19 protein-coding genes are annotated in these 25,352 nt (G+C 66.8%); 7 read left to right on the top strand and 12 right to left on the bottom strand.

Features of this window, described 5'->3' with window-relative positions:
* Positions 1-50 precede the first annotated feature (50 nt).
* The 8 genes from ftsZ to murC all read right to left on the bottom strand — a co-directional run bounded on the left by ftsZ (position 51) and on the right by murC (position 11,518).
* Positions 51-1,655: a cell division protein FtsZ gene (gene ftsZ / locus AAC050_RS12345; protein WP_339915387.1), complete on the bottom strand. Its 1,605-nt coding sequence runs from the start codon at positions 1,653-1,655 to the stop codon at positions 51-53.
* 274 nt (positions 1,656-1,929) lie between these two features.
* Positions 1,930-5,307: a TonB-dependent receptor gene (locus AAC050_RS12340; RefSeq protein WP_339915386.1), complete on the bottom strand. Its 3,378-nt coding sequence runs from the start codon at positions 5,305-5,307 to the stop codon at positions 1,930-1,932.
* Between the two features lie 238 nt (positions 5,308-5,545).
* On the bottom strand, positions 5,546-6,871 hold the full coding sequence (gene ftsA / locus AAC050_RS12335) for a cell division protein FtsA (protein WP_339915385.1): 1,326 nt from the start codon (positions 6,869-6,871) through the stop codon (positions 5,546-5,548).
* A gap of 21 nt (positions 6,872-6,892) precedes the next feature.
* Positions 6,893-7,657, bottom strand: a complete 765-nt coding sequence (locus tag AAC050_RS12330) for a cell division protein FtsQ/DivIB (protein ID WP_339915384.1) — start codon at positions 7,655-7,657, stop codon at positions 6,893-6,895.
* Between the two features lie 116 nt (positions 7,658-7,773).
* Entirely contained in the window at positions 7,774-8,712 is a 939-nt protein-coding gene (locus AAC050_RS12325) for a D-alanine--D-alanine ligase (RefSeq protein ID WP_339915383.1), read from the bottom strand.
* A gap of 9 nt (positions 8,713-8,721) precedes the next feature.
* Positions 8,722-9,621, bottom strand: a complete 900-nt coding sequence (gene murB, locus AAC050_RS12320; protein WP_339915382.1) for a UDP-N-acetylmuramate dehydrogenase — start codon at positions 9,619-9,621, stop codon at positions 8,722-8,724.
* On the bottom strand, positions 9,618-10,091 hold the full coding sequence (locus tag AAC050_RS12315) for a DUF4375 domain-containing protein (protein ID WP_339915381.1): 474 nt from the start codon (positions 10,089-10,091) through the stop codon (positions 9,618-9,620). Before AAC050_RS12315 ends, murB begins: the two co-directional genes overlap by 4 nt.
* Positions 10,088-11,518 carry a UDP-N-acetylmuramate--L-alanine ligase gene (gene murC / locus AAC050_RS12310; protein WP_339915380.1) on the bottom strand — a complete coding sequence of 477 codons (1,431 nt, stop codon included), beginning with the start codon at positions 11,516-11,518 and terminating at the stop codon, positions 10,088-10,090. The genes AAC050_RS12315 and murC overlap by 4 nt, the downstream gene beginning before the upstream one ends.
* 159 nt (positions 11,519-11,677) lie before the next feature.
* Here murC and AAC050_RS12305 point away from each other — a divergent pair, with 159 nt between their 5' ends.
* From AAC050_RS12305 to AAC050_RS12295, 3 genes are all read left to right on the top strand, one after another.
* Positions 11,678-12,757: a site-specific DNA-methyltransferase gene (locus tag AAC050_RS12305; RefSeq protein ID WP_339915379.1), complete on the top strand. Its 1,080-nt coding sequence runs from the start codon at positions 11,678-11,680 to the stop codon at positions 12,755-12,757.
* A 124-nt stretch (positions 12,758-12,881) separates the two neighbouring features.
* A complete protein-coding gene (locus tag AAC050_RS12300; protein ID WP_339915378.1) occupies positions 12,882-14,063 on the top strand; it encodes a glycosyltransferase family 4 protein in 1,182 nt (393 codons plus the stop codon).
* Positions 14,064-14,153: 90 nt separating this feature from the next.
* Complete coding sequence (locus AAC050_RS12295; protein WP_339915377.1) at positions 14,154-16,301, top strand: amylo-alpha-1,6-glucosidase; 2,148 nt, start codon at positions 14,154-14,156, stop codon at positions 16,299-16,301.
* On the opposite strand, the gene AAC050_RS12290 is transcribed toward AAC050_RS12295, so the two are convergent.
* Positions 16,298-17,305 (bottom strand): dienelactone hydrolase family protein, encoded by a 1,008-nt coding sequence (locus AAC050_RS12290; protein WP_339915376.1) that lies wholly within the window; start codon positions 17,303-17,305, stop codon positions 16,298-16,300. The two genes, AAC050_RS12295 and AAC050_RS12290, sit on opposite strands and share 4 nt — an antisense overlap.
* Positions 17,306-17,479: 174 nt before the next feature.
* Complete coding sequence (gene mutY / locus AAC050_RS12285; protein WP_339915375.1) at positions 17,480-18,493, bottom strand: A/G-specific adenine glycosylase; 1,014 nt, start codon at positions 18,491-18,493, stop codon at positions 17,480-17,482.
* Positions 18,494-18,544: 51 nt separating this feature from the next.
* Here mutY and AAC050_RS12280 point away from each other — a divergent pair, with 51 nt between their 5' ends.
* The 4 genes from AAC050_RS12280 (at position 18,545) to smc (ending at position 23,938) form a co-directional block, all read left to right on the top strand.
* The gene (locus tag AAC050_RS12280; RefSeq protein ID WP_339915374.1) at positions 18,545-19,114 is read left to right on the top strand and encodes a DciA family protein; all 570 of its coding nucleotides are present in this window, start codon (positions 18,545-18,547) and stop codon (positions 19,112-19,114) included.
* Between the two features lie 102 nt (positions 19,115-19,216).
* The gene (locus AAC050_RS12275) at positions 19,217-19,864 is read left to right on the top strand and encodes a DsbA family protein (protein WP_339915373.1); all 648 of its coding nucleotides are present in this window, start codon (positions 19,217-19,219) and stop codon (positions 19,862-19,864) included.
* A 5-nt stretch (positions 19,865-19,869) separates the two neighbouring features.
* Positions 19,870-20,478: a DsbA family protein gene (locus tag AAC050_RS12270; protein ID WP_339915372.1), complete on the top strand. Its 609-nt coding sequence runs from the start codon at positions 19,870-19,872 to the stop codon at positions 20,476-20,478.
* Between the two features lie 22 nt (positions 20,479-20,500).
* Entirely contained in the window at positions 20,501-23,938 is a 3,438-nt protein-coding gene (gene smc, locus AAC050_RS12265; protein ID WP_339915371.1) for a chromosome segregation protein SMC, read from the top strand.
* A 10-nt stretch (positions 23,939-23,948) separates the two neighbouring features.
* On the opposite strand, the gene AAC050_RS12260 is transcribed toward smc, so the two are convergent.
* Both AAC050_RS12260 and AAC050_RS12255 read right to left on the bottom strand, forming a co-directional pair.
* On the bottom strand, positions 23,949-24,467 hold the full coding sequence (locus AAC050_RS12260; protein ID WP_339915370.1) for a hypothetical protein: 519 nt from the start codon (positions 24,465-24,467) through the stop codon (positions 23,949-23,951).
* Positions 24,468-24,522: 55 nt separating this feature from the next.
* The gene (locus AAC050_RS12255; RefSeq protein ID WP_339915369.1) at positions 24,523-25,317 is read right to left on the bottom strand and encodes a WecB/TagA/CpsF family glycosyltransferase; all 795 of its coding nucleotides are present in this window, start codon (positions 25,315-25,317) and stop codon (positions 24,523-24,525) included.
* Between the last annotated feature and the right edge of the window lie 35 nt (positions 25,318-25,352).

The raw sequence follows: 25,352 nt of genomic DNA, 5'->3' as shown, positions 1-25,352 counted from the left end.
TCCAGCTTCCCCGGCCTGGACCGGATGGACAACCTATTGAGAGCTCACATCTAGTTGGCCAGTCGACGCAGGAAAGACGGGATTTCCAGATCGTCGTCCGCCTGACCGGATTCCGGCTCGGGCGCGGGCTGGGCCGAGCTGGAAGTACGCATTTGCGGCGCGGACCGGGCCGGCGGCGCATAGGCCGTCTGGGCCGGGGCCCGCTTGCCACGGCCAAACAGGCTCCAGCCGCTGCGACGGTGATCGCGGTCGTCGTAGTGATCCTCGTCGACGGTCGGTTCGCGGGGTTCCGGGCGGGCCGGAGCCGGCGGAGCCGACGGAGCCGCGCGGTCGAAATAGAGATCCCCCTGGGACTCGCCGGGCCCGGCAGCGGTGCGGGGACGCGGGGCGGCCTCATATTCCTCGACCCAGGGATCGACGATCGGCTGCAGGTCGCGATCTTCGGAAACGCGGATCACCGGCTCGGGGCGCACATCGGCGCGCGGTGCGGCCGCGGGGGCAGAGCGTTCGGTCTGGAAGGTCGGCACCACAGGTGCGGGCTCGGGCGCACGGGGCGCTTCGGCGCGCAGGGGTTCGGCACGGACGGGCTCGGCGCGGGCCGGCTCGGGCGTGCGGACCGGGGCGGCCGGCGCGGCGTTGCGACGGCTGTCCAGCAGATTGGTGCCCTGCGGCTCGATCATGGACATCACCGCCTCATCCATGCCGGTGGCGACGACCGACACGCGGATCTTGCCGTCCAGCGACGGGTCGAAGGCGGCCCCGAAGATGATGTTGGCGTCAGCGTCGACCTCGCCGGCGATGGCGTTGGCGGCCTCGTCGACTTCCAGCAGGGTCATGTCCAGGCCGCCGGTGATGTTGACCAGAACGGCCTTGGCCCCCTTCAGCGAGGTTTCGTCCAGCAGCGGGTTGGCGATGGCGTTCTGGGCCGCGTTCAGGGCACGATCGTCGCCCGAGGCCTCGCCCGTGCCCATCATCGCCTTGCCCATTTCGGACATGACGGCGCGCACATCGGCGAAGTCGAGGTTGATCAGACCGGGCAGGATCATCAGGTCGGTGATCGAACGCACGCCCGAATGCAGCACCTGGTCGGCCATGCCGAAGGCATCGGCGAAGGTGGTGCGCTCATTGGCGACGCGGAACAGGTTCTGGTTCGGAATGACGATCAGGGTGTCGACGTAGCGTTGCAGCTCGGCGATGCCCGCATCGGCCAGACGCATGCGGTGACGGCCTTCGAAGGTGAAGGGCTTGGTCACGACGCCGACGGTCAGGATGCCGCGGTCGCGCGCGCATTTGGCGATGACCGGAGCGGCTCCGGTGCCGGTGCCGCCACCCATGCCCGCGGTGATGAACACCATGTGCGCGCCGTCGAGATGAGCGAAAATTTCCTCGGCCGACTCCTCGGCCGCGTTCATGCCGACTTCGGGATGCGCGCCGGCACCCAGACCCTGGGTGATGGTCTCGCCCAGCTGGACACGACGGTCGGTCTTGGCGAAGGACAGATGCTGGGCGTCGGTGTTGGCGACGACGAACTCGACGCCCTCCAGACCCGCATCAATCATGTTGTTAACGGCGTTGCCGCCGGCCCCGCCGACGCCGAAGACGACGATCCGCGGCTTCAGTTCGGTATTATCCGGGCGCACCAACGATAGAGACATTTTCGATTCCGACCTTCCGACCCAGCCCCGTGGCACCAATGCAAAGCCCCGCCGATTCGCATTGGTTATGGGCGCGTTAAGGAAAGCCCCAACTGCGTTAAGAGAAGGTTACCGGTTAGCCTGAGTCGGGCTTTTGGACAGGGTTTTCGTTAACCTTCACGGCACATTTCACCCGCCTTTCAACAGATGATGCGGGCGCGGGCCGACCGGGCTGTCGCCCAACGAAAAAGGGCGGCTCTTGCGAGCCGCCCTTTCGCTGGTTTCCCGGGTCGCCCTAGAAGGGGCGGAACGAGAAGCCGATGTTGAAACGACGACCGTAGGGATCGAAGTTGCTGTAGAGGGTCGAACCCAGCCAGGCGGGCTGTTCCGCGTCGAAGACGTTGGTGACGCCGGCACGGAGCGTGACGTCATCGCGGACATTCCAGCGCACCGAGAGGTCGTTGCGTGCGAAGTTGCCCGTGGTGTTCCACTCGAGCGGCTGGTTGTCCCAGTTCCCGCCCTCAGCCAGATCGCGCTTGAAGACGATATTCTGTGACGACTGCCAGTCCATGGTCCAGGTGAAGGCCAGGTCGCTGTTCGGCGACCAGGTCAGGCGCTGGGTGAAACGGACACGCGGGTAGAACGGCGTCGATGCGAACTCGGTGTAGTCGTTGGGATTGGTCGCATTGTTGTATTGCTTCTGCTCAATCAGCCAGGAGCCGCCGATGTTGTAGTTGAGGCGACCCCAGTTGTGGCCGGTGACTTCTTCCAGATCGAGCTTGTAGCTGGCGGTGAAGTCGAGGCCGCGGGTTTCACGTCGGGCGTAGTTGAACGAGCCGATGATGAAGCCGCCGACCGGATCGCTGCCCGGAGCACCGACCTTGAACACGTCGAACGGGTCGCCGGTGGTCGGGTTGTTGCGGAAGATGACACCGCAGGCCTGGGCGTTCAATCCCGGTCCGTCCACGCACTGGTTGGCCAGGGTATTGGCACCAACAGTGGCGATCACACCCGTGATGGCGATCTCGTAATAGTCGAGCACCAGCGACAGATTCGGCAGGAAGCGCGGCTGGAGGACGGTCGAGAAGGTGAAGGATTCCGACTCTTCCGGCACCAGGTCCGGATTACCGCCCTGAACCCCGGCAACGCCGCTGGAATAGGTCGGACGATAGTCATCGAGGGTGCTGGCGGTGGTTCCGGCGAAGTCATACGTCAGCCCCCGCGCAGCGGCGAGAGTCGTACAGTTGGCGATGCGGTTGTCACGCTGTGCGATCGTAATGGTCGAGCCGGTGATCTGACGGGTATCGCAGGGGTCGACGAAACCGTTGGCGAAGGTCTGGGTCCGCGGACGGAAATTCTCACCCAGGTTCGGCGCACGGAACGAAGTGTTGAAGCTGGTCTTGAACGCGATGTCCTGGATCGGACGGTAGACCAGGTTGACCCCGTAAACATCGCCGGTGCCGGCGGTCGTATAGTCGAAGTAACGATACGATCCACTGAGTTCGGCATAGTCACCGAGCCAGCTGTCGCGGATCAGCGGCAGCGCCAGTTCGGCGAAGCCTTCGCGGCTCTTGAACTCGGCCCCGAGGAAGTCGGCACCGGTGTTCAGCTGCAGGAAGCGGCCGGCCGTGGTGGCATCGCGGCCTACACCTTCGGTGTATTCACGACGGGCCTCGCCGCCCAGGGCGATGCCGATCGGGCCTGCACCCCAGAAGTCCCAGAGCTGGCCGGCCACGGAGCCGATCAGGTCCTCCTGCTCGTTCAATTCCGTCACCGTGATGTTGGCCGAAACGAAGTCCAGGCCGGCCTGGCTCTGGTTGCCGGCACCGAAGACGTTCAGCGGCACGCAGCCGGCGACCGACGGATCGGTGGGTGACAGATTGGTGGCCGGGTTGAGCGGGTTGTAGTTGCGGATCGGCAGACCCTGGGCCGCCAGTAGCTTGACGCGGCAGACGATCTCGCCCGGGCGACCATTGACGCGGCCGGCGGTGTCGACGACCGAGTCCAGCGCATGGGACAGATTCAGCTTGTCCATGCCGTATTCGATGTTCTCGTTCTGGAGCTCACCGTAGGTGTAGGACAGGTCCCAGTTGAAATTCTTGATGAAGCCGACGTTGTCATAGGCTCCCTCAAGGCCGAGGACATAACGCATGACCTCACGGGTATTGTCCTGGGTGCGATCCGGACCAAAGGCCGAATGGCGGGCCCAGTTACGCACGGTGGTGGCCGTAACCGCACCCGGCGTCGTGTTCGTCGGCGTGCCGTAGGTCGGAACCGTATTGGTCAGCATTGCCGTGCGGATCATGGCCGGCAGGTAGGCGTTGTCAGTGCGGGTGAAATAGTTGTTGCCGCTGACGCCCTGCACCACGTTGGCCGAGACCCCCTGCGAGGGGAAGGTGCCGGCCGCGAGGTTGTCATTGATGAAGACGTCGAAGAAGGTCGGCTGGGTCCGGATATGCGACTGTTCGTTGATGTATTTGATTTCGGCGAAGGCCCGGATGTCCGGGGTCACCCGGAAGCTGGCACCGGTCTGGAAGCGCGACGAAATCGATTCCGGGGTCCGGCTGAAGCCGCTGAACGAGGTGTTGTTGTAGCCGTCGCCACCGATGTTGAACGGGCGGTTGAGACCGGTGTTGCCGATGCGGGTGCCCAGATTGACCAGACGGGCGACACCGTTGTCATACCAGTAGGTCTTGGCCGGATCGATCGAATAGCAGTTGGCCGAAAGGTAGGACGTACAGTTGCCGACCGGCACATCCGGATCGTCCAGACGGCTGGGCTGCTGGGCATTGGCGATCGTGGTCACACCCCAAACCGGGCGGTTGACCGAGCGCACACCATAATACAGGCGGTTATCGAAGACACCGTCGGAACGCGGGCCGATCGCGGGCGAGGTCGGGTCGGCATCCTCACCGACGATCTGGTGGCCGTCGGCCAGCCAGTCGATGTTCTCACCGATGATTTCGTCCAGGTCTTCATATTCGCCGAAGAGATAGAGGTTCAGGCGGTCGTCGAGCAGATTGACACCGCCCAGGGCCGAAATACGGACCGAAGCCTGGCCGTCCTGGTTGATCTGGCCGTAGTTGCCGTCGATCTCCAGACCATCGAAATCCTTGCGCAGGATGAAGTTCAGCACGCCGGAGACAGCGTCGGCACCATAGACCGACGACGCACCGCCGGTGATGATTTCGATGTTCTCGATCAGCAGACGCGGGATCGTATCAATGTCCACCGACAGGGTGCCGGCTTGCGAACCGACGTGGCGACGACCGTCGACCAGGGTCAGGGTCCGGCCGGAACCCAGCGAGCGCAGGTTCGGCAGCGACAGGCCCGTGGCGTTCAGCGATCCGGTCGTGTCCGACGGAACCACCGAGTTCGACAGGGCGGGAATGGTGGCCAGATAGTCGATCACCGTCGACAGGCCGGTGCTCAGCAGCTCTTCGCGGCCCACCTGGATCAGCGGGGTTGGCGCATTGGTCGGGTCACGACGGATACGCGAACCGGTCACGACGACCTCGTCGATCTGGGTTGCATCCGGGTCGGACTGCGGGGCCGGGCTCTGGGCCAGCGCCGGGGTCGTGGCGGCGATGACGCCAGCCAGGATCGTCGTACCGAAGAGATACTTGCGCTTTGAAAGCGATTTTGCGACCGGATACTTGCGGCGTGTAAGCATTTGTAGCGTTCCTACCTAACTGGTGAGTGCAGTTGCGAAACCCACCTTCGGTAGACTTCACGTTAATCGCACCCCTAGCTGCAAAACGCTGTGCGGCAAGAATTTATATTTGATTTGCCATAACTGATACCCGAACCGTCACAATCCGGACACAGCCCGGACACGGGCTGTCACTTTTCATGCCGCAAGCAAGAACTACCGCAATAGTTGTGTGGGGAGGCGTTCGGCTTCTGAAATATCAGAGGTTTTCGCGCAACCAGCCGGCCGCGCGCGCAACCAGGTTTCCCTGATGCACCCTTGGCGCGTCCGCAGCCGTGATCTGGCGGGACATAAGCTTGCGTGCCGAAACGGCTTCGCGCGGGCCGTAGGCGGCCCGCAGCAGCAGGCCGGCGGCGGAGCAAAAGGCCGGGCCGGACGCCGCATCGGCGAGGTGGGGTGCACGCTGGGGTTTGCCGAGTCGGACCGGGCGATCGAACACCCGCACCGCCAGTTCGCGAACCCCGTTCAGCTGGCTGGCTCCACCGGTCAGGACCAGACCCGCACCGGGTTCAAGCCCGACGCCGGCCCGGTGTAGACGGTCACGCAGCAGTTCCAGCGTCTCCTCGACGCGGGGCGCGATCACGGTCTTGAGCATGGCCCGGGGCACGACGACGGGTCCGGCGGACGGGTCCTCACCGCGCGGCGGGGCCTCCAGCATCTCGCGATCCTCATTGGCCGAGGCCATGGCCGAGCCGTGCAGGGTCTTGAGTCGTTCGGCCCCGGCGCGCGACGTCGACAGGCCGCGGGCGATGTCGGCCGTGACATGATCGCCGCCGACATTGAGGCTTTCTATATGCAGCAGCGACCGGCCACCCCAGACAGCGGCGCTGGTTGAGCCACCGCCCATGTCGATACAGACGCAGCCGAGATCCATCTCGTCGTCCTCCAGCGCGGCCAGCGACGAGACCATCGGCGCGGCGACCACGCCCTGAAGGTCGAGGTGGGCCAGCTCGAGACAATGACTGAGCGAGGCAAAGGCGCTTTCGGCCATGGAGACGACCAGCAGGTCCAGCCCCAGCGAGCCACCGTGCATCGAGCGCGGATCGTGCACGCCCCGGGCTCCGTCGACCGACCAGGCGATCGGCAGGACATGGATCGGGCGGCGATTGGGCAGGCGCACCTGGGCCAGGGCCATGCCGATGGCGCGGGCCAGATCGGCGTCACCGACCGGAGAGGCCCCCAGCGAGACCCGGGCCTGGACCCGATGGCTGGCCATCTGGCCAATAGCGGTGGTGACGACCACGCCCGAGACCGGTGACCCGGCCGCGCGCTCGGCCCGCTCTACGGCATGACCGATGGCCTGGGCCGCGTCGTCCATGCTGATGATGGCCCCGCCCTTGATGCCCCGCGACTGGACGTGGCTGGCCCCGGCGACGCGAATGGTGCGGTCGGCATGCCGCACGCCCTCGGGCTTCATGATGAAGCAGGCGACCTTGGACTGACCCAGATCGAGCGCGGCCACGACCGGTGCCCGGCCGGCCGCACCCTTGGCATTGTCCACAGACTTGTCCACACGCCCGACCATCAGTCCTGCTCTCTCATACGCTTACACATCTCCCGCCGAAGGCCGGACGGCGACCTCTTCGGGGGTTCTCAGATCGACCCGGGCGAAGCCGAGGTCGAGCAGGCGCTCGCGCTGGTCGAGGGCGTCGAGCTGGATCAGGGCCGCATCCTGGGCGGTGGCGGGGAGCTGGATCAGACTGCCGTCCTTGAGCCGCAGGTCCCAGCGACGTTCGTCGACACGGACGAGGGCCTCGATCCGGCTCATCAGTCGCGGGCGCTGGGCCAGCAGCGGCAGGACTTCGGCAGCGGCCAGATCGGCCCCCTTGCCGACGACCAGCGGCAGGTCAGGATAGCGGCCGGCGTCGGCCCCCGGAATGACCCGACCCAAACCGTCGATGACCCGGACCATGCCGGCGGACTGCCAAACGGCCAGACGGTCGTGCTCGACCACCTCGACAATCAAGGTGTCGGGCAACAGGCGAACCACGCGGGCCTCCCGGACCCAGCCGACCGCCTCGACGCGCAGGCGCAGGGCGTCGAGATCAAGACCGGTGATCGGCTGGCCGGCCTCGACGGCCAGGGCCTTCTGGATGGCGGGCATGGCCTCGGCCGAGGCCCCGGTGATGTGAACCCGGCGCAGGCTGAGCCCCATGCCGGTCGTCACATTATTCATACCGCTGGAAATCGACGCACCGATCCGCTCGGCGCGCGCACCTGTCGCCAGCAACCCGGCCAGCAGCAGGGCACCCGCGGCGATGCTGATGACCACGGCGCGGGGAGACAGATCGAGACGGCCGATGGCCGCCATCTTGCCGGGAACGGCCGACGCGTTGCGGGCACCGCCCCGCGACGACGCAGCCCCCCGCTTCGAGGGGCCGCCACGCCTGGGAGCCTGACCAGAACCTTGTCGCCGACCGCCGCGAACTACCGCGGGCATGAGGCGTCCTCCACCATCCACCGAACCAGAGTTTTGTAATCCATCCCGGTATGGGCGGCCTGTTCGGGAACGAGCGAGGTCGGGGTCATGCCGGGTTGGGTATTGACCTCCAGAAGAACGAGATCGTCCTTAATATCGTCATAACGAAAGTCCGATCGTGTGACTCCGCGACAACCCATGGCGGCGTGGGCGCGCTCGGATTCGCGCAAAGCTTTCTCGAAGACGTGGGGCGGCAACTCGGCCGGAAGCACGTGGCTTGAGCCGCCGACGGCATATTTGGCCTCATAGTCGTAGAAGCCCCTGGTCGGGGTGATGTCGGTAATGGTCAGGGCGCGGGGGCCGGACTTCTCCCCAAGAACCGTCACGGCCAGTTCCTTGCCGGCGATGAAGGGCTCGACCATCACCTGTTCGCCATAGGTCCAGCTGTCTTCAGCCAGCTCGGCGACGGGTCGGTTCGCACCTTCCATGACGACATAGACTCCGACCGAGGAGCCCTCGGCGTTGGGCTTGATGACATAGGGCGGCGGGATCACATGCCGCCGGGCGACCTCGAAACGGTCGAACAGGCCACCACCGGGCACGATAACCCCGGCCGCCTTCAGCACCGCCTTGGACTTGTCCTTGTCCATGGCCAGGGCCGAGGCCAGCACGCCGGAGTGGGTGTAGGGAATACCCAGGGTTTCAAGCACGCCCTGGACGCAGCCGTCCTCGCCCCATTCCCCGTGCAGGGCGTTGAAGACGACATCGGGTTTCAGTTCGGTCAGGACCTGGGCCAGGTCGCGCCCGGCGTCGACACGGCTGACCCGGGCCACCTGCCCTTCCAGCGCGTCGGCACACATCCGGCCGGACGACAGCGAGACCTCGCGCTCGGACGACAGTCCGCCCATCAGGACGGCGACGTGCAGATCTGCAAGCGGGCGGGTCATGGGATCAACTCAAACGGGGCGGCCGATCCTCTTGATCTCCCATTCGAGGTTTACGTTCAGTTTACTTTGAACGTCCTCGCGCACGGTATTTCCCAGATCCTCAATGTCGGCGGCGGTCGCGTCGTTGAAATTGATCATGAAGTTGGAATGCAGCTCGCTGAATTTCGCGCCACCGAAAGGTTTGCCGCGCCAGCCCGCCGCCTCGACCAGCTTCCAAGACGAATGGCCCGGCGGGTTCTTGAAGGTCGAGCCGCCGGTTTTCTCGCGGATCGGCTGGGTTTGTTCGCGGCGGGCAGTGATCTCGGCGATACGGGCGGCGACGGCCTCGGGCACGTCGGGCGTGCCGCGATAGACAGCCTCGATCCAGATGATGTCGACCGGAGCCTCGGAGTGGCGATAGGTGTAGCCGAAATCAGCCAGGGCGTAGTCGACCCACGCCCCTGCCCGCGTCAGGCCCCGGGCGGACACGAGAATGTCCTTGGTCTCAGCGCCATAGCAGCCGGCGTTCATGGTCAGGGCCCCGCCGATGGTGCCCGGGATACCGGCATAGAATTCCAGCCCGGCCAGCCCGGCCTTCGCTGAAGCCTTGGCCACCATGGCGTCCAGCGCCCCTGCGCCCGCCGTGATGGCGTCACCCTCGGTGGTGATGCCCGCGAACGGTCGACCTGCCAGCCGGATGACCACGCCCTCGACCCCGCCGTCGCGGACGATGACATTGGAGCCGACGCCCAGCACCGTCACCGGCACGGCCGGGTCGAGCGCCTTCAGGAAGTCGGCGAGGTCGTCGGAATCGGCCGGAATGAACAGCACATCGGCGGCCCCGCCGACCCGGAACCAGGTGAAGGGACCCAGCGGCTCATCGCGCAGCAGCTTGCCGCGGGCGGAGGGAAGAGAGTCAGTCCAGGTCATTGAAGGAAGCGTTCCGCATACTGATTGGCGGACACCAGAAACCCGCCATTTTCTGAAGCGAGAAGGTCGAAAAAATCCTGGTCGACGTAAATGTTCAGGGGATTGGCAGCCGACATCGCCTCATCGATCTCCGCAAGCGCAGCCCCGCGTTGGTCCTCATCCCGAGGGTAATCAGCCCCGAAACCACCTATCAGATCGCTAACAAACGCCGAGACCTTGGGCATTCCAATAGTGAGGAAACCAGCAGCAGCCTCCGGTGCCAGAACGCCGGTTGAATTATCGAAAAATTGGCCGAACCCACCATTGCACACCTCACTCTGGAGCCAATGAGCGGCAAACAAGGACTGAACCGCCTGTGGCGCACGTCCAAACTCTCGCAGGAACCGGGTTGGGCCATCGTAGATGCTGATCTTGTCCCAATAGGGCTCGATCAACTGCCAATAGACAGGTGTGGTGCCGGCCTCGCTCACCCCAGCGCCTCCAGCTGCGCCGGCAGGGCATAGGCCCAGCTGGTGATGTCGCCGGCACCCAGCAGGACGACGACGTCGCCGGGTTTGGCCTCGGCGGCGACGACGCCCGGCAGGTCGGCCAGGGTCTGCAGCGCCGAGACGTGGCGGTGGCCGTAGCGGCGTACGCCGTCGACCAGGGCGTCCTTGTCGATGCCTTCGATCGGCTGTTCGCCGGCCGGATAGACATCGGCGACGATGACCACGTCGGCGTCGGAGAAGCTGGTCGAGAATTCTTCCATCAGGTCGCGCAGCCGGGTGAAGCGGTGCGGCTGCATCACGGCGATGACCCGGCCCTCGGTGACCTGACGCGCGGCCTTCAGCACGGCGGTGATCTCGACCGGGTGGTGGCCGTAGTCGTCGACGATACGCACGCCGTTGACGACACCGGTCGTAGTGAAGCGGCGCTTGACCCCGCCGAACCCGGCCAGGCCGCTGCGGATATCCTCGTCGGAGACGCCCAGCTCGCGGGCCACAGCGATGGCGGCCAGGGCATTGGAGACATTGTGCCAGCCGGCCATAGGCAGGTGCAGGCCGTCGATACGGAGCGGCTCCTCCAGCGCGGCCAAGCCCTGCCGCTGGATCACCACGTCGAAACGGCAGCCGTCGGCGGCCATGTCGCAATTCTCGGCCCGGACCATGGCCTGGGGGTTGAGGCCGTAGGTGAGCAGGCGGCGATTATCGATCAGGGCCACCAGCCGCTGAACCTCGGGATGGTCGAGGCAGACGGCGGCGAAGCCGTAGAAGGGGATGTTCTCGACGAAGTCCACGAACGCCTTCCGCACGGCGTCAAAGTCGCCGTAGTGGTCGAGATGCTCGGGATCGATGTTGGTCACGATCGCCACCGTCGACTTCAGGCGCAGGAAGCTGCCGTCGGACTCATCGGCCTCGACCACGATCCAGTCGCCATCGCCGACCTTGGCGTTGGTGCCATAGGCATTGATGATGCCGCCGTTGACCACAGTCGGGTCCAGGTGTCCGGCGTCCAGCAGGCAGGCGACCATCGAGGTGGTGGTGGTCTTGCCGTGGGTGCCCCCGACCGCGATCGAGAACTGCAGCCGCATCAGCTCGGCCAGCATCTCGGCCCGGCGCACCAGCGGGATACGACGCTCGCGGGCCGCCATCATCTCGGGATTTGTGCCCTTGACCGCAGTGGAAAAGACCACGGCCGACACGCCCTCACTGACGTGGGCGGCATCGTGGCCGATGAAGATGCGCGCGCCCAGCTTTTCCAGCCGTTCGGTATTGGCACTGGATTTGGCGTCCGAGCCCTGCACCGAATAGCCGATCTTGAGCATGATCTCTGCGATGCCGCTCATGCCGATGCCGCCGATACCGACAAAATGGACCGGACCAAGGTCGAAGGGGACGGGGCGAAGGCGTGCGTTCATCCCATCGTCATAGCCAAACAGACGAGGGTTTGCCCAGAGGCGCTGTCCGGACGGCCTGCTGTTTCGTCATGGCGGACGAGATAATTGGTCTCGGTTACCCGCCCTTAACCGTGATGATTCACCACTCGCTTCTGTTGTTTGCGAGTGGGGCCCAATTCCGTGACCGATCTGAAGACCGACGTCGTGCTGCGCGGCGACTGTATCGAGAGGCTGAAGAGTCTGCCGGACGCCTGCGTCGACATGGTCTTCGCCGACCCGCCCTATAATCTGCAGCTGGGCGGTGATCTGCTGCGGCCGGACAACAGCCTGGTCGATGCGGTCGACGACGACTGGGACAAGTTCGACAGCTTCGCCACCTATGACGCCTTCACCCGGGCCTGGCTGAAGGAATGCCGCCGGGTGCTGAAGCCGGACGGGTCGATCTGGGTGATCGGCAGCTATCACAACGTCTTCCGCCTGGGCACGGCGATCCAGGACCTGGGCTTCTGGGTGCTGAACGACATCATCTGGCGCAAGTCCAACCCGATGCCGAATTTCAAGGGCACCCGTTTCACCAATGCCCATGAGACCCTGATCTGGGCCGCCCGCAGCCGCGAGCAGAAGCGCTATACCTTCAACTACGATGCGCTGAAGGCCTTCAACGAAGACACCCAGATGCGCTCGGACTGGACCTTTGCCCTGTGCACCGGCGAGGAGCGGATCAAGGACGCCGACGGCAAGAAGGCCCATCCGACCCAGAAGCCCGAGGCCCTGCTGCACCGGGTGCTGATGGCCGCGACCAAGCCGGGCGACATCGTGCTGGACCCGTTCTTCGGCTCCGGCACCACCGGGGCGGCCGCCAAACGCCTGGGCCGCCACTACATCGGCATCGAGCGCGACGACACCTATGCCGATGTGGCCGAAAAGCGCATCGCCGCCGTGGTGCCTGCCCGTCCCGAGGATCTGGTCGTGACAGGGTCCAAGCGGCAGGAGCCCAAGGTGCCGTTCGGAGCTCTGGTCGAGGCCGGCCTGCTGCTTCCGGGCGACCGGCTTTACTGCCCCAAAGGCGACCGCGAGGCGCGCGTGCGGGCCGACGGCTCTCTGGTGTCGGGGGACATGAGCGGCTCGATCCACAAATTGGGGGCCCTGTTCGAGAATGCCCCGGCCTGCAACGGCTGGACCTACTGGCGCTTCAAGACCGATCAGGGTCTGCGCTCGATTGACACCCTCAGGGCCGAGGTCCGCGCCGGCATGCAGTGACTCCGACGTCCCGGACAAGCGTCGGGACATCCTGTCGCAGACCCGGATTTTTCGGGGAACGGTTCGCGCCCCGACCGGTTTGACTTACAGCGCCCACGTGGTCGTGGACGCCGGAGTCACGGTCATGAAAATCGCCCAGGTCACCCCCCTGTACGAGGCGGTTCCGCCCAGACTGTATGGTGGAACCGAGCGCGTCGTCGCCCATCTGACCGACGCCCTCGTCGAGCTCGGCCATGAGGTCACCCTGTTCGCCAGCGCCGATGCGGAAACGCGCGCGCGGCTGATCCCGGTGCGCGACCAGGCGATCCGGCTGGACCCGCGGCCACTGAAGTCCGATCTCGCCGCCCATATGACCCTGCTGGCGACGGTGCTGGATCACGCCGACGATTTCGACATGATCCATTTCCACACCGACATGATCCATTTCCCCTTCTTCGCCGGGATGGCCGACAAGACCGTCACCACCCTGCACGGTCGCCTCGACCTCGAGGACCTGACCGAAGTCTATGACCGCTGGGACCAGTTCGGCCTGGTGTCGATCTCCAACGCCCAGCGGCGACCCCTGCCCCACGCCAACTGGCAGGCCACCGTCCATCACGGCATGCCCGGCGAGCTGTACCGCTTCTCGCCCCGGTCCGAGGGCTATCTCGCCTTCCTCGGGCGAATATCGCCGGAAAAACGACCCGACCGCGCTATCGAGATCGCCACCAAATTGGGCAAGCCACTGAAGATCGCGGCCAAGATCGACGCCGCCGACACCACCTATTGGGAGACGGTGATCCAACCGATGATCGCGGCCCAGCCCCTGGTGGAATTCGTCGGCGAGATCAGCGACCGGCAGAAGTCGGCCTTTCTCGGCGGAGCCGAGGCCCTGCTGTTCCCGATCGACTGGCCCGAACCCTTCGGTCTGGTGATGATCGAGGCCATGGCCTGCGGCACCCCGGTCGTGGCCTTCCGCTGCGGCTCCACGCCCGAGATCATCGAGGACGGGGCCACCGGCTTCCTGGTGGATACGCTGGAGCAGGCCGTGGCCGCCGCTGGCAGGGCCCATCTGCTGGACCGGGAGGCGATCCGGGCGCGGTTCGACCTGCGCTATTCGGCCACGGCGATGGCCCGGCGCTACCTCGGTGTCTATGCCGATCTGCTGGCGCGACGCCCCTTTGCGGCGGCCCCGACCGAGCCCCCCTCGCGCGCGCCGAGACTTCGCAGTCGACTGGTCGGTCCGACGGCACAGGGAAACCTTGCCGTCCGCCCTCTCGCAGGGCCGACGAGCCCTCCCCCGGAACCCCGGATCGGGGTAGAGTGAAACCCGTCCCACCGTCCAGACGCCGGTTTTCACCCCGGTCGGGGCGGCGGGCCGAGCCTGAGCCTCGATCTTCCCGATGGGGACTACGCCTTGCACGAAGCTGACAGCGAAGCGGTTACGACGGCAGAAACAACGGAAGCGTCCGGGCTGGAGCAGCTGCTGGCGCTAAAGAATGCCGACACCTTTCTGGTGGCCGACAGCTGGGGCGACCTCCGGGCCGGTGCCGAAGGTCTGTTCGAGAATGACACCCGTCTGCTGTCCTGCTTCGTGATGACCGCAGGCGGGGTCCGGCCGTCACGGCTGAGTTCGGGCGTGTCCCGGGACAATGTCTACTTCTCCTGCCACTCAACCAACCGGCCACTGCCGCCGATGGGGGGCAAGGGCGCGCCGGCCGGGGTGCTGCACATCGAGCGCCGGCGGTTTCTCGGGACCCGACGGATGTTCGAGCGGGTGCGGATCGTCAATCACGGCATGAATGACGTGCTGCTACCGCTGGCGTTCGATTTTGCCGCGGATTTCGCCGATATCTTCGAAGTCCGCGGCACCAGACGGCAGGCACGCGGCGAGCTGGCCGCGCCGGTCCTCGACGGCCGCTGTGTGAGCTTTCGCTACCTGGGCCTGGATGCCGTCGAGCGGAACTGCTGCATCGCCTTCTCCGAACCCCCGGCACGACTGACCGCGCACCGGGCCGAATTCATGTTCAGCCTGCCGAAGGGCCGGCAGATCGATCTGTATATCGAGGTCGGCGAGACGGTCGACGCGCCGCCGGACCTACAGCGCTGGCGGCTCAATGGCGTGCTGGCCCAGTTGGCAATGCGGGCACGACGGCGCAGCGGAGCCTCGCTGCGAGGTCCGCGCAGCCCCCTGTTCAACCAGTGGCTGGACCAGTCGCGCGCCGACGTGGCCTTGCTGACCACCGACCTGCCGACCGGCCCCTACCCTTATGCCGGTGTGCCCTGGTTCTCGACCCCGTTCGGACGCGACGGCATCATCACCGCCTGGCAGATGCTGTGGCTCGACCCGGCCCTGGCCAAGGGGGTGCTGACCTATCTGGCCGGGCGACAGGCGACCGAAACCTCGGCCTTCCAGGACGCCACGCCCGGCAAGATCATGCATGAGACCCGCGGTGGCGAGATGTCCGCCCTGGGAGAGGTGCCGTTCGGTCTCTATTACGGCGGAGTCGACACCACCTGTTTGTTCGTGGCCCTGGCCGGGGCCTACGCCCGGCGCAGCGGCGACCTGGAGCTGATCCGCAAACTATGGCCGAATCTGATCGCCGCCGCCGACTGGATGCAAAACCACGGGGATTCCAACGGCGACGGCCTGATCGACTATGCCCGGGCGTCGGAGACCGGCCTGTCCAACCAGGGCTGGAAGGATTCCGAGGACTCGATCTTCCACAAGGACGGACGTTTTCCCGAGGGCCCGATCGCCCTGCTGGAGGTCCAGGGCTATGCCTACGCCGCCTGGCGGGCCATGGCCGACCTGGGTCGACGACTGGGCGATCACCGCGCCCGCGGGTGGCTGGAACGGGCCGAACTCCTGAGGGCCCAGGTCGAGGAGCGGTTCTGGATCGAGGACGAGGGCTTTTACGCCATTGCCCTGGACGGCAACGGAGCCCCCTGCGAGGCCATAGCCTCCAACGCCGGCCATTTGCTGTTCACCGGCCTGCCCAGTCCGGAGCGGGCCGCGCGGGTCAGCCAGCGGTTGCTGTCCGGCGAGTTCCGCACCGGTTGGGGCCTGAGAACCCTGGCGCGCGGACAGGCCCGGTTCAATCCGATGAGCTATCACAACGGCTCGGTCTGGCCGCACGACACGGCGATCGGGGCCGCCGGCATGGCCCAATACGGCGAGCGCGACGCGGTGGCCCTGTTGCTGGGTGAAATCTATTCCGCCGCCAGCCATTTCAACATGCGCCTGCCCGAACTGTTCTGCGGCTTCGAACGTGAGCCGGGCGAGGCACCGATCGCCTATCCGGTCGCCTGCCTGCCCCAGGCCTGGGCGGCGGGGTCGGTGTTCCTGCTGATGCAGGCCGTGCTGGGAATTCGCATCGACGCCTTCGACCAGACCGTGACGGTGACCAACCCGACCCTGCCCGCCGGGGTCGAGCGTCTGACGGTAACCGGGCTCCAGGTCGGGGCAGCACAGACCGATCTGCTGTTCCGCCGGCTGGGAGATCAGGTCGCGGTGACACCGCGAAACAAGACCGGCACGCTGAAGATCGTGACCCTGCGCTAGGGGGTTGTATCGAGCCCGGTGCCGGCGCTGGCGCTGGCGCTGGCCGACGCCGGCTCTGACGGCACGACGAGATGCGCTTTAAAAAACGCCACAACCGAGCGGTTGAAGGTTTTGTGGAAAGCGACCCGGTCGAATCCAGGCCCATCCTTGCAAAGCATTGGCGGGCCTAACCGGCATGGCCGGAGAAACGCCGTATGGCCGGCACCCGGCACACTGTGGAACTCAGGTGGGACCGGAAGCAGCCGCCTGACGATCCCGACGTTCGTCGCATAGGGTACGGTCTGATCGTCAGCACCGGTCCAGAGTTGGACTGGTACCCGGACGCTTGCGAGGCCCGCTGGTTCGAACGTGAAGCCCAGTCCCGGTGCCGCAATCACCGCCGCCGAGACCCGTGCGTCGTGCGTCCAGCTGGCGGGACCCGGGTCAACGATGGGCGCACCGGCCCGCCGAAGCTGGCAGACGAACTCGGGATGGCTGGCACACTGGGTCTCGACGCGGGCGAGGTCGGGTACGCCGCCGATCGAAATCAGGGCCGTTGTCGCCCCGGCCGAAAAGCCGAACAGGCCGACACGCTTGCCGTCCAGGTGAGTCCGGTCTTTCCAGGTGTTGAGCATGAAGTCGGCGACACGGCTGATGTGGCGTGACCGGTCGACCAGCCAGCGCGACGTGCCGACCGCGCTGTCATCCTGGAAATTGTCGCCGGTGTGTGTCGGCGCGACCACCACGAAACCGGCCTCCGCCAGGGCTATGGCCGTATCGACATGGCTCATGGGGCCCCCGCCCGTGCCGTGGGAGATGATGACCAGAGGCAGTTCTGCCCCCTCTACCCGCCCCTTGGCGGCGACCCACTGTGCCCCCGACGGCAGGAGGACAAAGCCCGGTTTGCTGTCGGTCGGATACCAGATGTCTACAGCAATGGGATTGTGGCCGGTATCGGCGACCATAGCCTGCTGAACGCCGACCGGGCTGGTCGGCCGAAGCGCCGTCACGAAGGTGTAGATCACCAGAGCTGCGACCAGAGCCACAGCGACGGCTGCGGTCCCCGCGAGAATCTTCAAAGCTAGTTTCAAGGGAACCGGGCTCCCGAGCCTGACCACCGCCCGACAATAGCATGGACTGAGAGGCAGCGCGCTATGATACTGCGCCCTGACAGCAACCCGTGTCCGGGGTGGGGGCTCTCAGGTTTCGCGAGAGGCGGCGATCGCCCTGTCCAGCGCCTTGCGAAAGACGGTCGGCAGACCGGCCCGCGCCTGCTCAACCGGCGTCCACAGCAGGTTCCCGTCTCCGGTGGCCATACTGACCTCAAGCGTCAGGGCAAAATGGGTGAAGATGTGGTCGACTGCGCCGACCGAACACCAATCCCCCACACCCGGTAGTTCCTCCCGGGGCGCGGTCGAGTCCCAGCCGGTGGTCGGGAGGCCCAGCATACCGCCCAGCAGCCCCGTGTCCGGACGGCGGACCAGACCGACCCGTCCCTGATCGTCGAACTGGACGAAGGCGGTGCCGAAGCGGCGGGGGCGGTTGGCCTTTGCGGTCTTCAATGGATAGCGTTCGGGAATGCCGCTCGCGAAGCCGGCACAGTGCGGAGTCAGCGGACACTGGTCGCAGAGCGGGGTCCGGGGCCGGCACACCGTGGCCCCGAGATCCATCAGGGCCTGGGCCCAGTCGCCGGGGCGATGATCGGTGACCAGACCCGCCGCCAACCGCTTCAGCTCGGGCTTGGCTGCGGGCAGCGGCGTGTCGACCGCGAACAGCCGGGCCATGACCCGTTCGACATTGCCGTCGACGACATTGGCCGGGCGGTCGAAGGCGATGGCCGCTACGGCCGCGGCCGTATACGGCCCCACCCCCGGCAGGGCCAGCAGCCCCGTCTCGGTGTCGGGAAAGACGCCGCCGTGATCCCCCGTCACGGCCCGGGCACAGGCCAGCAGGTTGCGGGCGCGGGCGTAGTAGCCCAGCCCGGCCCAGGCGGCCATGACCTCGGCATCCGGCGCGGCGGCCAGGGCCCCAACCGTCGGCCAGCGCTGCAGGAAGGTCAGGAAATAGGGGACGGCATGAGGCACGGTGGTCTGCTGCAGCATCACCTCGGACAGCCAGACCCGATAGGGATCAGCGCGGGCGTCGCCGGGGGCTGCCCGCCACGGCAGGGTCCGGGCATGGGCGTCGTACCAGTCCAGCAGAGCGGTGCGCATAGCGGTGATGTCAGAGGGGACGGCAACCATCACCCGCGCTATACAGGGGAAATGCGCCGCGATCTGCCCACTGACAGCGAGGTGCGCGAGATCCTCTCGCGCCGACGGACCCGGCCCCTGCCGCGTCCGGCCCCGCCGGCCGGGCGGGCGCTGGCCCCGCTGATCAAGCAACTGGACGAGAAATTCGGCCGCAGCGCCGGAACGCTGGAACCGCGCTGGCGTGAGATCGTCGGCGACCGGCTGGCCCGGGTCACGCGGCCGCAGAAATTGACCTGCGGCAAGGGCGGGACCGGCGGCACGCTGGAACTGCGCGTGGCGGGCCCTGCCGCCCTGCTGGTGCAGCATCAGTCCGAAGACATCCTGGCCCGGGTCAATCTGTTCCTCGGCCCCGGCAGTGTCGACCGGCTGCGCATCGCCCAGGGCCCGGTCAAGCCGATGTCGGACTCCACCCGCCCTGCCAACCGCATCCGGCCATCGGCCACGCCCCTGCCGGCCGAACAGGAAGCCGCGCTGGATGCCTCGCTCGCCCCGGCCCCGGACGGGCTGAAGGCGGCTCTGCAGCGACTGGGACGCGCGGTTCTGGCCAAGGATACATCCGGGAGCAGCAATCGTCGGCGTTGACAAACCTTCGCCGCACCTGTTCTCGAAACTGATCGGCGCGCGCGTTTCCGGGGGAATCGCGCGATCGTCCTGAAATCCGTCCCCCGCTCAAGGAAGTCATCCATGCGCGACAAGATCACCGGCAAGTTCCGCTACGGCACGATGAGCCGCCGCGCGGCCATGACGGCTGCCGCCCTCACGGCCATGGCCACCCTGGCCGGTTGCAGCGGCAGCTCCGGCGGCGCGGCCGAAGGCGACATGGCCCTGGGCGCTCCCGAGGGAGCCAAGGTCACCGTGGTCGAATACGCGTCCGTCACCTGCAGCCACTGCGCCGCCTGGCAAGAGCAGGTCTGGCCCGAATTCAAGACCCGCTACGTCGATACTGACAAGATCCGTTATGTGTTCCGCGAGTTCCCGACCCCGCCGGCCGACATCGCCGCCGCCGGGTTCCTGATCGCCCGCTGCGCCGGTGACGACAAATATTTCGACGTGATCCACGAGATTATGGCCAGCCAGCGCGAATGGCGAGCGGGCGTGCCGCCGCGCGCCACCCTGGTGCGGGTCGCCACGGGTGCCGGACTGAGCGAGCAACAGTTCCAGGCCTGCGTCAGTGACGAAGCGGCCATCAAGGCCCTGGACGCCCGCGTCAAGGCCGGCGTTGACGCCGGCGTCAACAGCACCCCGACCTTCCTGGTCAACGGTACCCGGGTGGTCGACAGTTCGCTGGAAAGCCTGTCGGCGGCCATCGACGCCGAACTGGCCAAGGGCTGATCACGATGACCCTGATCCGGCGGCTGTTCCTGTCGATGCTGATACTGGCGTTCGCGCCGGTGTCAGCGCTGGCCGGATCGCCGCCGGCCGTCACTGCGGCGGACCGTTCGATCGGGCAGGCCGACGCGCCGGTGACGGTGGTGGAATATGCGTCCTTCTCCTGTCCTCACTGCGCGGACTGGCATCAGCTGGTCTATCCCGAGTTCAAGCGTCGCTTCATCGATACCGGCCAGGTCCGTTTCGTCTTCCGCAATCTGCCGACCGATCCGGCCGAAATGTCGATGCCTGCCGCCGGACTGGCCCGCTGCGCCGTCCCCGAGCGTTTTTTCGAGGTGGCCAGCATCCTGATGCAGGGCCAGAGCAAGGTTCTGTACGGTGGTGATGTGCGCGACTGGTACAACCCGGCCATCGCCGCCAGCGGCCGCACCCAGGCCCAGATCGACGCCTGTCTGGCCCACCCCGAAACCCGCGCGGCGATCCAGTCGGACATCGAGGGTGCCATTGCCGCCGGCGTGACCGGCACGCCGACGTTCTTCGTCAACGGCCGACTGGTGACCGATCGTTCACTGGGGGGACTGGCCAATGCCATCTCCCCGCTCGTCGCTGCACACTGAACGAAGGGAGTCAGGGACCGCAATGCAGTTCCAGCGTCTCCGGCTCGTCGGTTTCAAGTCGTTCGTCGATCCCGCCGAGGTGCATATCGAACCGGGCCTGACCGGCGTGGTCGGCCCCAACGGCTGCGGCAAGTCCAATGTGCTGGAAGGCCTGCGCTGGGTCATGGGAGCCAACTCGGCCAAGGCCATGCGCGGCCAGGGCATGGACGACGTCATCTTCGCCGGCGCCGCCAACCGCCCGCCGCGCAGCCATGCCGAGGTCCAGCTGACCATCGACAATGCCCAGCGCAAGGCACCCCAGCCTTTCACCGACAGTCCTATGCTGGAAGTGTCACGTCGCATCGACCGGGGTCAGGGCTCGACCTATCGCATCAACGGCAAGGAGGTCCGGGCCCGTGACGTCCAGCTGCTGTTCGCCGACGCCTCGACCGGTGCCAACAGCCCGGCCCTGGTGCGTCAGGGCCAGATCAGCGAACTGATCGCCGCCAAGCCGCAGAACCGCCGCCGCATCCTCGAGGAGGCCGGCGGGGTCGCCGGCCTGCATACCCGTCGCCATGAGGCCGAGCTGCGGCTGAAGGCGGCCGAAACCAATCTCGACCGGCTGGACGATATCGGCCGCGAGCTGGAGACGACGCTCACGCGACTGAAGCGCGAGGCCCGTCAGGCCGAGAAATACAAGAAAATCTCGACCGAAATCCGGACCCTGCAAGCGGCGCTGCTGTTCGTGCGCTGGAACGACGCGCGGCTGGCGGCCGAAGCGGCAGCGGCCGAGCTGGCCGAAGCCGACCGGGAGGTGGCCGAAACCACCGGGACCTCGGCCCGGGCACAGACCGCAGCGCTGGCAGCACAGGAAGCCCTGAAGCCGGCGCGCGAGGAGGATGCCGTGGCCGGTGCCTTGCTGCACCGCGCCTCGCTGGAACGCGACCGGCTGGATCTGGCCGAACAGGCGGCCCGGGCCGAGGTCGAGCGGCTGACGGCGGCGCTGGCGCGGGTCGCCGCCGACAGCGCCCGGGAAACCGACATGGCCGGGGACGCCCGCGACGAGCTGGAGCGGCTGACCACAGAGATCGACCGGCTGGAGGCCGAGGTCGCCGCCGCCCCGGCACGAACGCCGGAACTGGAACAGGCGCTGGCCACGGCCGAGGCCGGGCGGGCCGAGGCTGACGCCGAGGTCGAGCGGGTGGCGGGCATGGTCGCCTCGGTCGAGGCCCGGGCCCACGCCGAGACCGCCCGCAAGCGCGACGCTGCAGAACGGGTGACGCGGGCGGCAACCGCGCTGGACAATGCCCGACGCGAACGCGAGGCGCTGGGGCCGCTGGAAACACCGGAACTGGCCGCGGCGCGTGAGGCACTGGACGAGGCGCAGGCGGAACTGACTGCGGCGCGGACGGCGGTTGAGGCGGCCGAAGCGGAACGTGGCGAAAAGGCCCGTGAGGAACAGGCCGCGCGTGAGACGGCGCGCACGGCCGAAGACCGGTTGGGACGACTGCAGGCCGAGGCCCGGGGCCTGGCCCAGCTACTGACCACCGGTCGCCGTGACCATCCGCCGGCGCTGGACCGGGTCAGTGCCGACAAGGGCTATGAGGCGGCACTGGCCGCAGCCCTGGGTGATGATCTGGACGCGGCACTGGACCCGGCGGCGGCGGCCTACTGGGCCGGAGCCGACATCCCGACGCCGCGCTGGCCCAAAGGCGTGCGGCCGCTGGCCGATCATGTCCGGGGCCCCGACCAGCTGGCGGCGCGTCTGGCCCTGTGCGGTGTGGCGGACCGGGATGCGGCCGAGGCCCTCGCCAAAAATCTGCCGACCGGAGCACGACTGGTGACGGTCGAGGGCGACCTGTACCGCTGGGACGGTTTCGTGGCCCGGGCCGAAGCGCCCCGGCCGGCGGCGATCCGGCTGGAACAACGGACCCGTCTGGCCGAGCTGGAAGCCGGAATCGACGAGGGCAAGCCCGCCGTGACCACCGCCCAGTCCGCCCTGCAGGTTGCCGGCGATGCCTTCCGCGCGGCCGAAGAGGCGGTAAAGACGGCGCGACTGGCCCCGTTCGCCGCCGACAAGGCCCTGACCCTGGCCCGCGACCGGGTCGAGACCCTGGGACAGGAACAGGCCCGGCGCGAGGCCCGCGCCCAGACCCTCGATGAAACCCTGGTGCGGCTGGAGAGCGAGACCACAGAGGCCCAGGCCGCACTGGACGAGGCCCTGTCGGTCGAGGCTCCGTCAGAGACCCTGGACGCCCTGCGGGCCGAACTGGCGAGCGCACGCGCGGCGGCTGACAGCGCCCGTTCCGCGGCGGCCCAGGCCCGGGCCGACCGGGATGCCGAAGTCCGGGAACGAACCGGTCGCGAAGCCCGGCTGACCGCCCTGGGGCGCGAACGCGACGGCTGGTCCGGCCGCGCGCGCGACAGTGCCGCCCGCACCGCCGCACTGATCAAGGACGCTGAACGGACCACGGCCCTGCTGAAACAGGCTGAAAGCGCCCCCGAAGCCCTGGCGGCGAAGCGGTCGAGCCTGCTGGACGCCCTGACCACGGCGGAGACGCGACGCAAGGCGGCCGGCGACACCCTGGCCACAGCCGAGACCGGGGCCGCGGATGCGGATCGCGCCGCCCGGGCGACCGAAGCAGCGGCCTCGGCCGCGCGCGAGGCCCGGGCCGGACTGGCCGCCCGTTCGGAAGCGGCGGCCGAACGACTGAACGAGGCCGAGGCCAATGTGCGGGAAACAGCCCAGATGTCGCCCGAGGAGCTGGGTCGCAAATTGACCGACGACGCCATCGCCCGTCCACCCGACGCCGCCGGGGCCGAGAGCCTGCTGTTCGGACTGGAGCGCGAACGCGAAGCCCTGGGCGCGGTCAATCTGCTGGCCGAGGACGAGGCCGAGGAATACGGCGGCCGGCTGAACAGCATGCGGATGGAGCGGTCCGACCTGACCGGAGCCATCGCCAAATTGCGCGACGGTATCGACGAGCTGAACGCCGAGGGCCGCGAGCGGCTGGTGGCGGCATTCGACATCATCAACGACAATTTCAAGGCTCTGTTCGAGACCCTGTTCGACGGCGGTCAGGCCGAGCTGAAACTGGTCGAGAGCGATGATCCGCTGGAGGCGGGGCTGGAGATCTTTGCCTGTCCGCCGGGCAAGCGGCTGTCGGTGATGAGCCTGATGTCGGGCGGCGAACAGGCGCTGACGGCGGCGGCGCTGATCTTCGCCGTCTTCCTGGCCAATCCGGCCCCGGTCTGCGTGCTCGACGAGGTCGACGCGCCGCTGGACGACGCCAATGTCGATCGCTTCTGCCGGATGCTGGACGAGATGCGCAAACGCACCGACACCCGCTTCATCGTCATCACCCACAATCCGGTGACGATGAGCCGGATGGACCGGCTGTACGGCGTGACCATGCCCGAGCGCGGGGTGAGCCAGCTGGTCAGTGTCGACCTGCACCAGGCCGAAAAGCTGGTGGCCTGACGCCCGGCCGTCAGTCGTCGGTGAATTGGTCCAGCAGGACCAGTTCCGCAATCGCCTCGCGCCTGAACAGCATCAGCGACCCCAGCACATGCCCCCGTGTGGTGCCGTAGGTCAGGATTTCACTGCGATAAATCGCGGCTTTACCGGACGAAATAGCCGTACTCGTCCAGGAGCTGCTGACCAGATTATAGGCTTCATAGTCCGTCGGGGCCTTCAGATCGGAAATGTGAAGCCTCAATTCACCGCAGTTCGGACTGGCCCCCGCGACCCCGTTACAGTCTGCAAGCGTAACGATCACCGGTTTGAGATCCGGCCAGACGAGTTGGGCCTTAAGTTCCCTGCCGCTGTCCGGCAGGTCGATGAATTGGGCCCCGGCTTCGCCGGCCAGTTCGCGCAATTCCCCCATCGTGATGCCGTTCCAGAATGTCCGGTTGGTATCACTGCGCCAGTCAATGGTCTGGGCGTTCGCGGCGCCGGCCGCCAGCCACACGAACGCGATGGCCGAAGCCGACAGTCTGGTGAATTTCATGACCTTCTCCCCAAGGCACCAACCTGCCTAACCTGGGGGTGAGACGCGCTGTTGTCTAGAGAGCGGCGTTTCGTGAACGGGCGCGCGACAGGTCGCGGATAGCCGGACCCATCAGACTCCACGGCTCGACGCAGTAGCGGGTGAACAGGCGCTTCGGATCGACGACCAGACGATACAGCCATTCCACACCCAGGCGGCCCATCCAGCGCGGCGCGGCCTTCTGTTCGCCGGCCTCATAGTCGAAGGCGGCCCCGACCGACAGGATGACGGCGTCGGGCAAGGCGTCGATATTGTCGGCGATCCAGGCTTCCTGACGCGGCATCCCCATGCCGACGAACAGGATATTGGGCTGAAAATCAGCCACAGCGGCCAGCACCTCGGCATTGTCGCTCGAGCCGGTGGAGGCGTCGAAATAGCCGTCCAGCACAGCGATCGTGGCACCGGGTGAGCCCTGCGACAGGCGACCCGCCGCACGCTCGGCCACGCCGGGGGCACCGCCGACATACATCACACGCCAGCCGTTGCGATTGGCCAGACTCCAGAAATGATGGCGCCAGTCCAGATAGGTACAGCGATGGAAGGGGCGGCTGGACAGGCCCATCATGCGGCCGAACCAGACCAGTGGCGTCGAATCCAGCTGGACCAGATCGGCGAGCTGGTAGAAGCGCCGCATCGTGGCATTGCCGCGGACCAGATAGAGGCTGTGCAGATTGTGGTTGGCGACCAGGGCCTTGCGGCTGTCGCGCACCCATCCGGCGACATGGTGCAGGACCTCTTCCGGACGAACCAGATCGATCACCTCGCCCAGCATGGTGACACGCTCTTCGGGGCGTCGCTGGGTACGGAACATCTGGCGCGCGAATCGGCGCCGGTCAGGCATGGCCG

It is taken from the genome of uncultured Brevundimonas sp., assembly GCF_963974615.1.
In the GTDB taxonomy this organism is placed as follows: domain Bacteria; phylum Pseudomonadota; class Alphaproteobacteria; order Caulobacterales; family Caulobacteraceae; genus Brevundimonas.
Note: the sequence above shows the minus strand (reverse complement) of the source record. Positions and strands in the feature narration are given on the sequence as shown.

Bases quoted from the DNA above. Each gene is read 5' to 3' on its own strand.
- AAC050_RS12275 (WP_339915373.1), top strand. From the start codon at position 19,217: ATGCGCGACAAGATCACCGGCAAGTTCCGCTACGGCACGATGAGCCGC.
- ftsZ (WP_339915387.1), bottom strand. From the start codon at position 1,655: ATGTCTCTATCGTTGGTGCGCCCGGATAATACCGAACTGAAGCCGCGG.
- AAC050_RS12255 (WP_339915369.1), bottom strand. From the start codon at position 25,317: ATGTTCCGTACCCAGCGACGCCCCGAAGAGCGTGTCACCATGCTGGGC.
- AAC050_RS12325 (WP_339915383.1), bottom strand. From the start codon at position 8,712: ATGACCCGCCCGCTTGCAGATCTGCACGTCGCCGTCCTGATGGGCGGA.
- AAC050_RS12330 (WP_339915384.1), bottom strand. From the start codon at position 7,657: ATGGCGGCCATCGGCCGTCTCGATCTGTCTCCCCGCGCCGTGGTCATC.
- murB (WP_339915382.1), bottom strand. From the start codon at position 9,621: ATGACCTGGACTGACTCTCTTCCCTCCGCCCGCGGCAAGCTGCTGCGC.
- AAC050_RS12270 (WP_339915372.1), top strand. From the start codon at position 19,870: ATGACCCTGATCCGGCGGCTGTTCCTGTCGATGCTGATACTGGCGTTC.
- murC (WP_339915380.1), bottom strand. From the start codon at position 11,518: ATGAACGCACGCCTTCGCCCCGTCCCCTTCGACCTTGGTCCGGTCCAT.
- AAC050_RS12280 (WP_339915374.1), top strand. From the start codon at position 18,545: ATGCGCCGCGATCTGCCCACTGACAGCGAGGTGCGCGAGATCCTCTCG.
- AAC050_RS12300 (WP_339915378.1), top strand. From the start codon at position 12,882: ATGAAAATCGCCCAGGTCACCCCCCTGTACGAGGCGGTTCCGCCCAGA.
- mutY (WP_339915375.1), bottom strand. From the start codon at position 18,493: ATGCGCACCGCTCTGCTGGACTGGTACGACGCCCATGCCCGGACCCTG.
- ftsA (WP_339915385.1), bottom strand. From the start codon at position 6,871: ATGGTCGGGCGTGTGGACAAGTCTGTGGACAATGCCAAGGGTGCGGCC.
- AAC050_RS12260 (WP_339915370.1), bottom strand. From the start codon at position 24,467: ATGAAATTCACCAGACTGTCGGCTTCGGCCATCGCGTTCGTGTGGCTG.
- AAC050_RS12340 (WP_339915386.1), bottom strand. From the start codon at position 5,307: ATGCTTACACGCCGCAAGTATCCGGTCGCAAAATCGCTTTCAAAGCGC.
- smc (WP_339915371.1), top strand. From the start codon at position 20,501: ATGCAGTTCCAGCGTCTCCGGCTCGTCGGTTTCAAGTCGTTCGTCGAT.